The 16,374-nt window shown below is 41.9% G+C and carries 4 protein-coding genes; 3 read left to right on the top strand and 1 reads right to left on the bottom strand.

Annotation, left to right across the window (positions count from 1 at the left end):
* The coding region (locus H7U01_RS09120) for an LPXTG cell wall anchor domain-containing protein (protein WP_201041483.1) at nt 1-2,877 on the top strand (2,877 nt) is incomplete at its 5' end.
* Between the two features lie 272 nt (nt 2,878-3,149).
* Nucleotides 3,150-10,124: an accessory Sec-dependent serine-rich glycoprotein adhesin gene (locus H7U01_RS09115; protein ID WP_201041482.1), complete on the top strand. Its 6,975-nt coding sequence runs from the start codon at nt 3,150-3,152 to the stop codon at nt 10,122-10,124.
* A 201-nt stretch (nt 10,125-10,325) separates the two neighbouring features.
* On the opposite strand, the gene H7U01_RS09110 is transcribed toward H7U01_RS09115, so the two are convergent.
* Entirely contained in the window at nt 10,326-10,769 is a 444-nt protein-coding gene (locus H7U01_RS09110; RefSeq protein ID WP_201041481.1) for a hypothetical protein, read from the bottom strand.
* A 592-nt stretch (nt 10,770-11,361) separates the two neighbouring features.
* Between H7U01_RS09110 and H7U01_RS09105 the strand changes: the two genes are divergently transcribed.
* Nucleotides 11,362-15,711, top strand: a complete 4,350-nt coding sequence (locus tag H7U01_RS09105; RefSeq protein WP_201041480.1) for a glycoside hydrolase family 70 protein — start codon at nt 11,362-11,364, stop codon at nt 15,709-15,711.
* The last annotated feature ends 663 nt before the right edge of the window (nt 15,712-16,374 follow it).

Raw genomic sequence — 16,374 nt, 5'->3', positions numbered from 1 at the left:
TCTAATTCCGAGTCAGCATCAGTAAGTGAATCAGTTTCAGAATCACAATCAGTGTCTAACTCAGAATCAGCATCAGAAAGTGCATCAGTTTCAGAATCACAATCAGTGTCTAATTCCGAGTCAGCATCAGTAAGTGAATCAGTTTCAGAATCACAATCAGTGTCTAACTCAGAATCAGCATCAGAGAGTGCGTCAGTTTCTGAATCACAGTCTGTTTCAAACTCCGAATCAGCCTCAGAAAGTGCATCAATTTCAGAATCACAATCAGTATCTAACTCAGAGTCAGCCTCAGAGAGTGAGTCAACATCGACATCACAATCCGAGTCAAACTCAGTTTCAACTTCAGAAAGTGAATCAACATCAGCATCACAGTCTGTTTCAAACTCAGAATCAGCTTCAGAAAGTGCATCAGTTTCAGAATCACAATCAGTGTCTAACTCAGAATCAGCGTCAGAAAGTGCATCAGTTTCAGAATCACAGTCTGTTTCAAACTCAGAGTCAGCCTCAGAAAGTGAATCAGTTTCAGAATCACAATCAGTGTCTAACTCAGAATCAGCATCAGAGAGTGCATCAGTTTCAGAATCACAGTCTGTTTCAAACTCCGAATCAGCCTCAGAAAGTGCATCAGTTTCAGAATCACAGTCTGTTTCAAACTCAGAATCAGCGTCAGAAAGTGCATCAGTTTCAGAATCACAGTCTGTCTCAAATTCCGAGTCAGCGTCAGTAAGTGCTTCAATTTCAGCTAGTGAGTCAGCATCATTGAGTGAATCTCGAAGTACAAGTGCGTCAGTTTCGGCTTCTGAATCAGAATCATTAAGTACATCAAGCTCTTTGAGTGCTTCTGTATTTGAAAGTCAGTCTCAAGCCTTCAGTGCTTCAATTTCTGCAATCATTTCAACTGTTGAGTCTATTTCGAACTCTGCTTCAAGCTTCATTTCAACAAGTGAATCGATTTCAACATCTAACTCAGCATCATTGAGTGAGTCAGTGTCATTGAGTGCATCTGTTTCAGGCTCACAATCAGTATCTAATTCTGAAAGTACATCTGTAAGTGCATCAGTTTCAGAATCACAATCAGTTTCAAATTCTGAGTCTGCATCAACAAGTGCCTCTATCTCAGAATCACAGTCTGTTTCCAACTCACTTTCAGCGTCAGCCTCAGCGAGTGTCTCTGCATCAGAATCAGCGAGCACATCAGTTTCTGTATCAGAGTCAGCGTCAGCAAGCACATCAGTTTCTGTATCAGAGTCAGAATCATCAAGCGTATCTGCATCAGTCTCTGCGTCAGCCTCAGCAAGCACATCTGCATCTGAGTCAGCTTCAGCATCTGCATCAGAATCAGCAAGTGCATCTGAGTCAGCATCTGCATCAGAATCAGCAAGCACATCAGCTTCAGTCTCTGCATCAGAATCAGCAAGTGCATCTGAGTCAGCATCTGCATCAGAATCAGCAAGCACATCAGCTTCAGTATCTGCATCAGAATCAGCAAGCGCATCAGTTTCTGTATCAGAGTCAGAATCAGCAAGCGCATCTGAGTCAGCATCAGCATCAGAATCAGCAAGCACATCCGCTTCAGTCTCAGCATCAGAATCAGCAAGTGCATCTGAGTCAGTATCTGCATCAGAATCAGCAAGTGCCTCAGCTTCAGCATCTGCATCAGCCTCAGAAAGTGCATCTGAGTCAGCATCAGCATCAGAATCAGCAAGCACATCCGCTTCAGCATCAGCATCAGAATCAGCAAGCGCGTCAGAGTCAGCATCAACATCTGCGTCAGCCTCAGCAAGCACATCCGTTTCAGTATCTGAGTCAGTCTCAGCGAGCGCATCAGACTCAGCAAGTGCATCAGCTTCAGCATCTGCATCAGAATCAGCAAGCGCATCTGAGTCAGCGTCAGCAAGCACATCAGTTTCTGTATCAGAGTCAGCGTCAGCGAGCACATCAGTCTCTGCCTCAGAATCAGTAAGCGCCTCTGAATCTGCTTTAGCATCTGCGTCAGTCTCAGTAAGCACATCTGAATCTGCATCAGCGTCAGCGAGCGTCTCAGAATCAACAAGTGCATCTGAATCAGTCTCAGTCTCAGAATCAGTAAGCGCCTCTGAATCTGCATCAGTCTCTGCGTCAGAATCAACAAGCACATCAGTTTCTGTATCTGCATCAGAATCAGCAAGCACATCCGCTTCAGTCTCTGCATCAGAATCAGTAAGCACATCAGTTTCTGTATCTGCATCAGAATCAGTAAGCACATCCGTTTCAGTATCTGAGTCAGTCTCAGCGAGCGCATCAGACTCAGCAAGTGCATCCGCTTCAGAGTCAGTAAGCACATCTGCATCAGTCTCTGCGTCAGAATCAGCGTCAGCAAGCACATCAGTTTCAGTCTCTGCATCAGACTCAGCAAGTGCATCTGAGTCAGCTTCAGCATCTGCATCAGAATCAGCAAGCGCATCAGTTTCTGCATCTGAGTCAGCGTCAGCGAGCGCATCAGTTTCTGTATCAGCGTCAGAATCATCAAGCGTATCTGCTTCAGCATCTGCGTCAGCGTCAGCGAGCGCATCCGCTTCAGTCTCTGCATCAGAATCAGCGAGCACATCAGCATTCTTGAGTGCCTCTGAAAGCACAAGTGCTTTAACATCATTGAGTACTTCAGCAAGTCTTTCAACCTCTGCCTCAACAAGCGCTTCAGTGTCTGCCTCATTGAGTGCCTCAGAATCAACTTCTGAAGTGAAAGATCCTAAGCACAAACGTGGTAGCCAAGCGCTTCCTAAGACTGGTGAGGAAAACTCATCATTGTCAATGGCATTTGGTGCTTTGGCAACTGCAACAGGTCTCGCCTTTCTTGCTAAACGTAAGAAAGATGAAGAAGAAAGTGAAGACTTCTAAGTCTTAGTAAGTTTAATCATTATCTTTTAGCGAGATAAGCAAATATCCCCTATCGATTAGAGTGATTTCCTAATTGGTAGGGGATTTTTTTAGTCGGATATTCAAAAAATACAAATAGTTTTAATAAGTCTTAGGGTTACCATTATTATCGTATTTTTAGGGGGCTGAAAGAAGTGATTAATCGCTAGAAAGCAATCTCGAAATGAGATTTTTTGCTTAATTTTATGATAAAATTTAAAGGAGTGTTTTAATCAAAAATAAATGGAGTATATATGTTTTTTAGAAGGAATGAAGGTCAATATCGTGAAACCGATCGTGTGACACGCTTTAAATTGGTTAAGTCAGGGAAGCACTGGCTTCGTGCGGCGACGTCGAATTTTGGTCTTTTTAAGGTGCTTAGAGGAGGCGTGGATACACCGTCTGTTGCTGCCCATCAGGTAGAGGTGGATGCACCTGCTTTTTCAGGTCAGACACTGCTTAAGGGAGTGCTTGCAACGGGGACCTTGTTAGGTGGTTCTGTTGTGACTCAAGTAGCTCATGCGGATGAAATGACTGATCAGCCGATTTTGGAAAGTGAAGCAGGAGCTAAGACTGATCTCTTAGCTGCATCTGATTCCGTTGTTCTTGGAAATATGGAGTCTGTGTCCAGTGTTCAAGAGAGTCAAGTAAATAGTCAAGAGTCATCAGAAACTGCGTCAAGTCAGACTTCGGAGGCTTCTTTGAGTGAGTCTTTATCACGCACCCAGTCGGTGTCTGCTTCTGAATTAGCTTCAAGATCGACATCCTTGTCATTGAGTGCCTCGCTTTCTTCTTCCTTGTCAGCTTCATTAACTTCTAAGTCGGAATCAGTAAGTCAGACGGATTCCTCTTCTCACAGTCAGTCTGAGAGTACGCTTAGAGAAAGTTCAGAGCATAGTGCAAGTGCATCTGTTCAGTCAGTTAGCAAGAGTGATAGTGGCAGCGACTCTAAAGTAGGGCTATCCCTTGTCAGCTCAGAGTCAACCTTGTTAAACGCTTCCTTGACATCTGAAGTGCAAACGAATCTCAAATTGTCTGATACGGCGACTGGGCTGCTAGCTGCCTCGGTTGTGGCTGATGCTGAGCGTTTAGAACAAGAAAAGCGTCTCAAAGATTTAGCCTTAGATATTTATACCTATAAAGCTCATGCTATTGATTTGCCAAATACGGATGCTGCTATTCTTAAGGGAGATAAAGCCTTGGATGCCATTCGTGTCAGTCTGGCTGATCGTGATAGTGATGTGGCTCCTACGATTAGTCAGGCTCGTCAGGCTAGAAATAGTCTTGCCAATGCGGTGCTTCGTGCGACATCTGGTCAGCGTGATCCTCGTAATGGTTCTCGCATTGATGCTAATAGCAACCTTCGTGCACCCCAGTATAATTTAGGTCTGGCTAACAATGGCTTGATTTCTGTTTATAACTCTGACTACATCAATCAGGCTTATAATGTTGTTGAAACCATTCCTACACGAAATAGTATTAAAAGCATTGGCTACGCTTCTGGTAGTGATCGTGTGAATGGGATCAACGTACCTCAGACCTCTGCATTGAAAAATAGTGCAGTCGCCTTTAATATTGTGGGGACTGTTGGCCAGACAGAGGTCGTAACGCCTGGGAAAATTTATAATGTTTCTTTTGTAGTGACTAATACGGCTAAGCAGTCAGTGACACGTACGCTTCGTATTCAGGTTTTGCCACAAAATGATGGCATTCGAAACCCGATTACGGCGGTGACAACGGGGACTTATGTTAATGACACAAGTAATCTCGCTCAAGCCGAAAAAGATAAGGTTTGGGAGGCCTTTAAGACTGCTAACCCAAATATTGCCACTTCAAAGGATTTTAAATCTTATTCGGTTTCATCATCTGGTGTGGTGACTATTACTTATAAAGATAACACCACAAATGATGTGACGGCTCCAGTGAAGCGACTTGCAGCACCAACGGTTGAAACGAGATTATTGGACAAGGCTTACACGCAGACACCTGTAACGGTGACAGGAGCTGAGCCAGGTTCTACAGTCGTTCTATACAATAATGACGACGAAGTGGGAACAGCAGTGGCAGATGCTTCGGGTCAAGCGATTGTGACGCCGACAGTTAAGTTACAAACAGGTGGTGTAACAGCCAAAGCTTGCATCATGTATGATGATTATGCGGTATACTCAGATGCCAGCAATTCCGTGGCTGTAACGGACGGAACGCGTCCTGAAGTGACGGCCAAGTTGACTGTCGATGGTGTGGAACCTGAGTCTACGCCTCTTGAAGGTGGCGGGAAAAACTATACCATCTATGCTGGCGATGATGCTGTTTTGACTTTCACGGCTACAGATGACAGTGGTAAGCTTAAAGAAATGAAAGTCGTTGCAAGAGCCGACTTGAATGACAATGCCTTGAACGGAAATTTCTTTGGTAGTAGCCAGTATGGAACAGGTAATATTGCACCGATTACGGGAGATATCACAGCAACGAGTGACAATCCTGCAACCATCACAGCGACCATTCATTTGAAAGATGATCTTTACCATTCCTTCCGAAACACATGGCAACGTAATGTTGCTGCTATTGACAATGCGTCAAATATGAATCGTCCAAATGGCTTGGGTGAGATTCGTATTACTCAGGGGCGCTTGTCAGATCGTAAACCGGGTGTGGCGCCGACAAGTACTATTCAGGTGACCAGCCTGACTGCCCTAACAGACGCAGATAAGAGTAAGATTATTGAGGCTGTATCTGCCTTGAATCCAGAGGTCGCTAACCGTATTAAGTCTTATACGGTTAATAGTGATGGTACGGTAACGATTACTTATAAAGATAGTACGACGAATGTTGTGACGGTGAAATTGTCGGATAGTGATTACAGCCAGTCAGTGTCGCAAAGTGTCAGTCAGTCTAAGCAGGAATCGATTTCTCAAAGTCGAAGTGAGTCTGTTAAGCAATCTGCATCGACTAGCCTTTCATTGAGCACGGTAGCCTCAAAAAGTGTTTCAAGTTCTTTGAGTGAATCGTTGAAGACAAGCCAATCTCGAAGTCAATCCGCTTCAACGAGTGCATCTTTGAGTGCTGTGAAGTCAGCGAGTGTCTCAAGTTCTTTGAGTGAATCTTTGAAGACAAGTCAATCTCGAAGTCAATCTGCTTCAACAAGTGCGTCTTTGAGTACTGTGAAGTCAGCGAGTGTCTCAAGTTCCTTGAGTGAGTCTTTGAAGACGAGCGTCTCACAAAGTGAATCCGCTTCAACAAGTGCGTCTTTGAGTACCGTGAAATCAGCGAGTGTTTCAAGCTCTTTGAGTGAATCCTTGAAGACTAGCATCTCACAAAGTGAATCCGCTTCAACAAGTGCGTCTTTGAGTACCGTGAAATCTGAGAGCGTTTCAACCTCCTTGAGTGAATCCTTGAAGACTAGCATCTCACAAAGTGAATCCGCTTCAACAAGTGCATCTTTGAGTGCCGTGAAATCAGCAAGTGTTTCAAGTTCCTTGAGTGAGTCCTTGAAGACAAGTGTCTCACAAAGTGAGTCCGCTTTAACCAGTGCGTCTTTGAGTACCGTGAAATCGGCGAGTATCTCAAGTTCCTTGAGTGAGTCCTTGAAGACAAGCCAATCACAAAGTGAATCCGCTTCAACAAGTGCGTCTTTGAGTACCGTGAAATCGGCGAGCATTTCAAGTTCTTTGAGTGAATCCTTGAAGACAAGCGTCTCACAAAGTCAATCAGCCTCAACAAGTACATCTTTGAGTGCCGTGAAATCGGCGAGCATTTCAAGTTCCTTGAGTGAGTCTTTGAAGACTAGTGTCTCACAAAGTGAGTCCGCTTCAGAGAGTGCGTCTGTTTCGGATTCGAAATCCGTATCAAATTCCGAATCAGCCTCAACGAGTGCATCAGTGTCTGAATCGAAATCAGTCTCGGCTTCCGAGTCAGCTTCAGAGAGCGAATCAACGTCGACATCACAATCAGAGTCAAATTCAACTTCAGCCTCAGTAAGTGCTTCAATTTCAGAATCACAGTCTGTTTCAAATTCAGAGTCATCGTCAGTAAGTGAATCAACATCGACATCACAATCCGAGTCAAACTCAGAATCGGCCTCAGTAAGTGAGTCAATTTCAGCCTCACAGTCTGTTTCAAATTCGGAGTCATCGTCAGTAAGTGAATCAATTTCAGAATCACAGTCTGTTTCAAATTCAGAATCAGCCTCAGTAAGTGAATCAGTTTCAGCTTCACAGTCTGGATCAAACTCAGTTTCATCGTCAGTAAGTGCGTCTGTTTCAGCCTCACAATCAGTGTCTAATTCAGAATCATCGTCAGTAAGTGAATCAATTTCAGAATCACAATCTGCCTCAACTTCCGAGTCATCGTCAGAAAGTGAGTCAATTTCAGAGTCGCAGTCTGTATCTAATTCTGAATCAGCATCAGCAAGTGCATCAGTGTCTGAATCACAATCTGTATCAAATTCCGAATCAGCATCAGAAAGTACATCAGTGTCTGAATCACAGTCTTCTTCAAACTCAGAGTCAGCGTCAGAAAGTGAATCAGTCTCAGAATCACAGTCTGTCTCAAACTCAGAATCCGCTTCAGAAAGTGCGTCTGTTTCAGAATCACAATCAGTTTCAAATTCAGAATCCACTTCAGAGAGTGTATCTGTGTCTGAGTCACAATCAGTGTCTAACTCAGAATCCGCTTCAGAAAGTGCATCTGTGTCAGAATCACAATCTGCCTCAAATTCAGAGTCATCATCAGTAAGTGAATCAATTTCAGAATCACAATCCGTTTCAAACTCAGAGTCAGCTTCAGAAAGTGCTTCAGTAAGCGAATCACAATCATTGTCTAATTCCGAGTCTGCATCTGCAAGTGAGTCGATTTCAGAATCACAATCTGTATCAAATTCCGAATCAGCCTCAGTAAGCGAATCAATCTCTGAGTCACAATCTGAGTCAAATTCAGTTTCTGCGTCAGTAAGTGCATCAGTAAGCACATCACAGCTGGAATCAAATTCAGTTTCTACCTCAGAGAGTGAATCGACATCATCTTCACAATCCGAATCAAACTCAGTTTCTACTTCAGAGAGTGAGTCAACGTCAGTGTCACAATCTGAATCAAATTCAGTTTCAGCTTCAGAAAGTGCGTCAACATCAACATCACAGTCTGAATCAAACTCAACATCAGCATCTGAAAGTGCCTCAACATCGATCTCTCAATCAATCTCAAATTCCGAGTCAGCTTCAGAGAGTGAGTCAGTATCTGAATCGCAGTCAGTCTCAAACTCAGAGTCAGCCTCAGAGAGTGCCTCAATTTCAGCATCACAATCCGAGTCAAACTCAGTTTCGACCTCAGAAAGTAAATCAACATCGACATCACAATCCGAGTCAAATTCAGTTTCAGCTTCAGAGAGTGAGTCAACATCGACATCACAATCCGAGTCAAACTCAGTTTCTACTTCAGAGAGTGAGTCAACGTCAGCATCACAATCAGAATCGAACTCAGTTTCTGCGTCAGAAAGTGCATCAGTAAGCACATCACAGCTGGAATCGAATTCAGTTTCAACTTCAGAAAGTGAATCAACATCAGCATCTCAGTCTGAGTCGAACTCAACTTCAGCCTCAGTAAGTGAATCAATTTTAGAATCACAATCAGTTTCAAATTCAGAATCCACTTCAGAGAGTGTATCTGTGTCTGAGTCACAGTCTGTCTCAACTTCCGAATCCGCTTCAGAAAGTGCGTCTGTTTCAGAATCACAATCAGTTTCAAATTCAGAATCCACTTCAGAGAGTGTATCTGTGTCTGAGTCACAATCAGTGTCTAACTCAGAATCCGCTTCAGAAAGTGCATCTGTGTCTGAGTCACAGTCTGTCTCAACTTCCGAATCCGCTTCAGAGAGTGCATCAGTGTCTGAGTCACAGTCAGAGTCTAACTCAGAATCCGCTTCAGTAAGTGAATCAATTTCAGAGTCACAATCAGTGTCCAATTCCGAGTCAGCCTCGGTAAGTGAATCAATTTCAGAATCACAATCAGAATCTAACTCAGAGTCAGCGTCAGTAAGTGCATCAGTTTCAGCTAGTGAGTCAGCATCATTGAGTGAATCGCAGAGCACAAGTGCGTCAGTTTCGGCTTCTGAATCAGTATCATTGAGTATATCGAGCTCATTAAGTGCTTCTGTATTTGAAAGTCAGTCTCAAGCTTTCAGTGCTTCAATTTCTGCGATTATTTCAACTGTTGAATCTGTTTCGAACTCGGCTTCAAGCTTCATTTCAACAAGTGAATCTGTTTTGACATCTAACTCAACATCCTTGAGTGAGTCGGCGTCATTGAGTGCATCTGTTTCAGGATCACAATCAGTATCGAATTCAGTTTCGACTTCAGAGAGTGAATCAACGTCAACATCACAATCTGAGTCAAACTCAGAATCAGCATCATTAAGTGCTTCAGTTTCAGCTAGTGAGTCAGCATCATTGAGTGAATCGCAGAGCACAAGTGCATCAGTTTCGGCTTCTGAATCAGTATCATTGAGTACATCGAGCTCATTAAGTGCTTCAGTTTCAGCTAGTGAGTCAGCATCATTGAGTGAGTCTCAAAGCACAAGTGCATCTGAATCAGCCTCTGAGTCAGAGTCAGCCTCATTAAGTGCTTCAATCTTAGAATTACAATCAGTATCAAACTCAGTTTCAGCGTCAGTAAGCTCTTCGATTTCAACAAGTGAGTCTGTATCGTTGAGCGGATCACAAAGTGTAAGTGCATCAGAGTCAGTATCAGCGAGCGCATCCGCTTCAGTATCTACGTCAGCCTCAGTAGGTACGTCAGAATCATCCTCAGTAAGTACTTCGATTTCAACAAGTGAGTCTTTATCGTTGAGCGAATTACAAAGTGCAAGTGTATCTCTATCAGCATCAGCCAGCACGTCAGAGTCAGTCTCAACAAGTGCCTCTGTCTCAGAATCCGCTTCATCAAGCGTTTCAGTATCAGAGTCAGCTTCTACATCAGCATTCTTGAGTACCTCTGAAAGCACAAGCGCTTCAACAAGTATTTCAACATCATTGAGTACATCAGCAAGTCTTTCAACCTCTGCCTCAACAAGTGCCTCAGAATCAACTTCTGAAGTGAAAGATCTTAAGCACAAACGTGGAAGCCAAGCGCTTCCTAAGACTGGTGAGGAAAACTCATCATTGTCAATGGCATTTGGTGCTTTGGCAACTGCAACAGGTCTCGCCTTTCTTGCTAAACGTAAGAAAGATGAAGAATAGGTCGAAGATTATTCGTATTTCAGAATTGTAATAGTCTTTGCAATGCTCAGATAAGCACAAAAAAACACCTTTATGTTAGCTAACCATTCTAGCTAGAAGGTGTTTTTTGATTTGGAGATGTTGTGAAAGTTTCAAAATGGAACTGACTTTTTGAAATACAAATGACTACATAAAAATAAGAGACCACTTGAGCATGGTCTCTTATTTGTTGTCTTGCTCATTATCTTGTTTAAACATCACAGTTCCAATCGTTACTAGAATGGTTAACAGAATTGGTATAACTCGAAAAACTCCCCAGTCAGGGTCATAGGCCAAAAAAATTGAGACTAGGTAAAAAATAATACTAGTGTATAGAAAGTTTTTGTTACCTTTTTTACGTCCTATTCCTGTTAAAATAGTTGCAATGATAAAACTAATCAAACTAGGTGCTAGGAAAATTATTATAAGCATTCCCCAAGGATTTGACAGACCTAAGAGCAAGAATAAGACAAGATAGACTATAGCTAAATAAAAGGCGACTGCAAGGAAAATAGAAGCAACCCTGTTGTCTGGAGCATTCTTCTTAATGAGCTCTTGATTATTGAACTCTTGACCAGTCTTACCCTTATCTTGGCTTATGTTGAAGTTTGTATGTTGTACTGACATCTTTCTCACCTACCCCTCTAATTGTATCTAAATAGGTTAATTCTTTCACCTTTATTATACTTCTTTTTTCCTTAGTTTCAGCAAGATTGATAGGCTTTTGAGACATTATTATGTGATGGCTTGTTGCTCGTGTTCTGCTTTCTTACTGGCACTATAGGTCTCAATTTAAAGCCCTTACACCTCGGTAAGTAATGAGTCGCTTAGATAGTTAGAATTTATTTTCAGTATGAGAAGCTCTCCTAAAAAATCATCATCTTTACAAACCTAATGATTTAGTTAGGATGTAAATCTTAGATGACTCAAGAGAAGAAGTCTTAAGGATTTTGTGAATTTTCATTAGATTTCATTGTAATCCCATTAAAAGAAATACCTTATCAATAATCATTCTAAATAGCGATAGAGTATCATTTGTATTGATTTAAAAAAAATAAAATAAGCTATTTTTTATTTCGAAACACTCACTTTAAACTCATTTAATTAAAACAATAAAGTGTTTTTTCTAAAAATTATGAAAATTTATCGAATCTTATTGAAAAAAAGCTTTCAATGATTTAGAATGAAGCTATAAATGGGAAAAAGGAGTCTTTTTATTATGGACAAAAAAGTACATTATAAAATGCACAAAGTCAAGAAACAATGGGTAACCATTGCAGTTACAGGGATGTCACTCGGTGCAGTCTCAGCGGTTTCATTAGGGACTAACGACGGTGTCGTTCAGGCCGACGAACACACGGATGCTACTGTAGCCATCCCCGATATTTCTGTTGATACGGGTACTGTATCTAACGATACAACGACTGCTCAGGATCCAACTACAGCAGTTGCAACGACAAACAATGCCGCAACTGACCAAGCAGCTCCAACAGCAACTTTCGATTTGACAACTGATACAACAAATACAGTTGTAGCGAATGCTGTTGATACGGCAGCGACAGTCGGCACTGATCGTGCGGCAACTACAACAGATACAACAGCAACCAACGATACAGCCGTTGATACAACAAATAACAATACTACAACTGATACAACAACAGTTACAGACCGTGCAGCGACACGTGAACGTCGTGCGACTGGTGCCCGCCGTGGTCCTACAGGAGGCCGTCGTGCCACACCAGTTGCTGGTAATAATAACAATGCTAACAATACGGTCACAGTAGTAAATAACGACCTTCCAGCAACTAACAATGTTGTAACTAATGGTCCAAGCCACATCAAAACTATTAATGGAAAACAATACTACGTTGAAGATGATGGCACTATTCGCAAGAACTATGTCCTTGAACGTAACGGCGGAAGCCAATACTTTAACGCTGAAACTGGTGAATTGTCTAACCAAAAAGAATACCGTTTCGACAAGAACGGTGGAACAGGTTCATCAGCTGATAGCACAAACACAAACGTTACTGTAAATGGTGATAAAAATGCCTTTTATGGTACAACTGATAAAGATATCGAACTTGTTGATGGTTACTTCACTGCCAACACATGGTACCGTCCAAAAGAAATCTTGAAAGATGGTAAAGAGTGGACTGCTTCAACTGAAAATGACAAACGTCCATTGCTTACAGTTTGGTGGCCAAGCAAGGCTATCCAAGCGAGCTACCTCAACTACATGAAGGAGCAAGGTCTCGGTACCAATCAGACCTATACGTCATTCAGCTCACAAACCCAAATGGACCAAGCAGCGCTTGAAGTTCAAAAACGTATTGAAGAACGTATTGCGCGTGAAGGTAACACTGACTGGTTGCGTACAACTATCAAAAATTTCGTGAAGACCCAACCAGGTTGGAATTCAACTTCTGAAAATCTTGATAATAGTGACCACTTGCAAGGTGGTGCCCTTCTCTATAACAACGATAGTCGTACAAGTCATGCTAACTCTGACTATCGTCTCTTGAACCGCACACCAACTAGCCAAACAGGTAAACAGAATCCTAAGTATACTAAGGATACAAGTAACGGTGGTTTTGAATTCTTGTTGGCTAATGATATCGACAACTCAAACCCAGCGGTTCAAGCTGAGCAGTTGAACTGGCTCTACTACATCATGAACATCGGTACTATCACTGGTGGTTCTGAAGATGAAAACTTTGATGGTGTTCGTGTCGATGCCGTGGATAATGTCAATGCTGACCTTCTCCAAATTGCTTCAGATTACTTCAAAGCTAAGTATGGTTCTGATCAAAGCCAAGAACAAGCTATTAAGCACTTGTCTATCTTGGAAGCATGGTCTCACAATGATGCCTACTACAATGAAGACACCAAAGGTGCTCAATTGCCAATGGATGACCCTATGCACTTGGCATTGGTATATTCACTCTTGCGTCCAATTGGTAACCGTTCAGGAGTTGAACCACTCATTTCAAATAGTTTAAATGACCGTTCTGAAAGTGGTAAAAACTCTAAACGTATGGCTAACTACTCATTTGTTCGTGCCCACGATTCAGAGGTACAATCAATCATTGGTCAAATCATCAAAAATGAAATCAACCCTCAATCAACAGGGAATACCTTCACGCTTGATGAAATGAAGAAAGCCTTTGAAATCTACAACAGAGACATGCGTAGTGCTAACAAGCAATACACACAATATAACATCCCATCAGCATATGCCTTGATGCTTACACATAAGGACACTGTGCCACGTGTTTACTATGGAGACATGTACACAGATGATGGTCAATATATGGCTAAAAAATCACCATATTATGATGCTATTGAAACCCTCTTGAAAGGCCGTATCCGCTATGCAGCCGGCGGTCAAGATATGAAGGTTAACTACATCGGTTATGGTAATACTAATGGTTGGGATGCTGCAGGTGTCTTGACATCTGTACGTTATGGTACAGGGGCTAACAGTGCTTCTGATGCTGGTACAGCAGAAACACGCAACCAAGGTATGGCAGTTATCGTTTCAAACCAACCAGCCCTTCGTTTGACAAGCAACTTGACAATTAACATGGGTGCGGCTCACCGTAACCAAGCTTATCGTCCATTGCTTTTGACAACAAAGGATGGTGTGGCTACTTACTTGAATGATAGCGATGCTAACGGCATTGTCAAATACACTGATGGTAATGGTAATTTGACATTTAATGCAAACGAAATCCGTGGTATCCGTAATCCTCAAGTTGATGGTTACCTTGCTGTTTGGGTGCCAGTAGGAGCTTCTGAAACTCAAGATGTGCGTGTAGCACCAAGTAAAGAGAAAAACAGCAGTGGTTTGGTCTACGAATCAAATGCTGCCCTTGATTCACAAGTTATCTACGAAGGCTTCTCTAACTTCCAAGACTTCGTTCAAAATCCATCACAATACACTAATAAGAAGATTGCTGAAAATGCTAGTCTCTTCAAATCATGGGGTATTACATCATTCGAACTTGCACCACAATACGTTTCAAGTGATGATGGTAGCTTCCTTGACTCAGTCATCCAAAATGGTTATGCCTTTACAGACCGTTATGATATTGGTATGAGTAAGGACAACAAGTACGGTTCATTGGCTGACTTGAAAGCAGCTCTTAAATCGCTCCACGCTGTAGGTATCTCAGCGATTGCTGACTGGGTTCCAGACCAAATCTACAACCTTCCGGGTGATGAAGTGGTCACTGCAACTCGTGTTAATAACTATGGTGAAACTAAAGACGGTGCAATCATCAATCATAGCCTCTATGCTGCTAAGACACGTACTTTTGGTAACGACTACCAAGGTAAATATGGTGGTGCCTTCCTTGATGAATTGAAACGTCTTTACCCACAAATCTTTGACCGTGTTCAAATCTCTACTGGTAAACGTATGACTACTGACGAGAAGATTACACAGTGGTCTGCGAAGTACATGAATGGTACTAATATTCTTGACCGTGGTTCAGAGTACGTGCTTAAGAATGGTCTAAGTGGTTACTATGGTACAAATGGTGGTAAAGTTAGCCTTCCAAAAGTAGTCGGAAGCAACCAATCAACTAACAACGACAACCAAAACGGTGATGGTAGTGGTAGGTTCGAGAAGAGCTGGGGCAGTGTTTACTATCGTTATAACGATGGCAAACGTGCTAAGAATGCCTTCATCAAAGATAACGACGGAAATGTTTACTACTTTGATAACTCAGGTCGCATGGCAATCGGTGAAAAGACTATCGATGGTAAACAATACTTCTTCCTCGCTAATGGGGTGCAGTTGCGTGATGGTTATCGTCAAAACCGCAGAGGTCAAGTCTTCTACTATGACCAAAACGGTGTCTTGAATGCAAACGGTAAACAAGATCCAAAACCAGATAACAATAATAATGCATCAGGACGTAACCAATTCGTTCAAATTGGTAATAACGTTTGGGCTTACTATGATGGTAATGGTAAACGTGTAACAGGTCACCAAAACATTAATGGTCAAGAACTCTTCTTCGACAACAATGGTGTCCAAGTTAAAGGTCGTACCGTTAATGAGAACGGCACTATCCGTTACTATGATGCTAACTCAGGCGAAATGGCTCGCAACCGTTTTGCTGAAATCGAACCAGGTGTTTGGGCTTACTTCAATAATGATGGAGCAGCCGTAAAAGGTTCACAAAACATCAATGGTCAAAACCTCTACTTTGATCAAAATGGCCGTCAGGTCAAAGGTGCTTTGGCAAACGTAGATGGTAACCTTCGTTATTATGATGTAAACTCAGGTGAGCTCTACCGCAATCAATTCCACGAAATTGATGGTAGCTGGTATTACTTTGATGGTAATGGTAATGCTGTCAAAGGCATGGTTAATATCAATGGTCAAAATCTCCTCTTTGATAACAATGGTAAACAAATCAAAGGTCATCTGGTTCGCGTAAACGGTGTTGTTCGTTACTTTGATCCAAATTCAGGTGAAATGGCAGTTAACCGTTGGGTTGAAGTAAGTCCAGAATGGTGGGTTTACTTTGACGGTGAAGGCCGAGGTCAAATCTAATCGTTTCCAAACTGTATGAACCGAGACAGTAGTCTCGGTTTTTATGGCATAACTGGGTTTCCGTAAAGACTTAAATGTGGACTGTGAAAAGTCATTTAACCCTTTTCTTGGCTGAGTTGTGAAATACCTATGACTATTTGGTGCCCAGAATGACAGCAAAATAGCCTAATCCCAATGACTATTATTAATGCACAATTTAATACGAAAAAGCTTTAAAATTAGGGATTTTCATTAAATGCTTCCAATCTATTGACGAAGCGTCAAAGTCAATCTATACTAGGAGTAATACCAGTTATTTATTGGCATCCCTAGTCGAGGACTAGTCGCAGGCTTGGCCTGTGTCATTCCTAATAGGCCATTTCTTTAACAAATACAGTAAGGCTCTAGCCATTCAAAGATGAGAAGTAGTTGTGATAGTTTATAGTGTATTTCTTATGAGAGTGTCTTTAGGGAGAGAAAACACCATTAAAGACTCATCATTTAAGTTATAGGGGTAATCTCATTTTGATGTCACTTTCGTAAACTACTTGATAGATATTGCACATTAAAGCGCTATTTTTTCACTTAGGGGTTAAAATGATTAAAGTTCTTACACCTTACTTGTAAAAATTCGATTCTCGTATTATAGTATATATAAGAGATATCAAAAATTTTAATCTTTGA

Origin of the sequence: Streptococcus sp. 21.1 (genome assembly GCF_016648635.1) — a bacterium.
Classification (GTDB): Bacteria; Bacillota; Bacilli; order Lactobacillales; family Streptococcaceae; genus Streptococcus.
The sequence above is the reverse complement of the archived record's forward strand: the minus strand, read 5'-3'. Positions and strand labels throughout refer to the sequence as shown.

Coding starts and splice junctions, on each gene's coding strand:
- H7U01_RS09115 (WP_201041482.1), top strand. CDS start 3,150: ATGTTTTTTAGAAGGAATGAAGGTCAATATCGTGAAACCGATCGTGTG.
- H7U01_RS09110 (WP_201041481.1), bottom strand. CDS start 10,769: ATGTCAGTACAACATACAAACTTCAACATAAGCCAAGATAAGGGTAAG.
- H7U01_RS09105 (WP_201041480.1), top strand. CDS start 11,362: ATGGACAAAAAAGTACATTATAAAATGCACAAAGTCAAGAAACAATGG.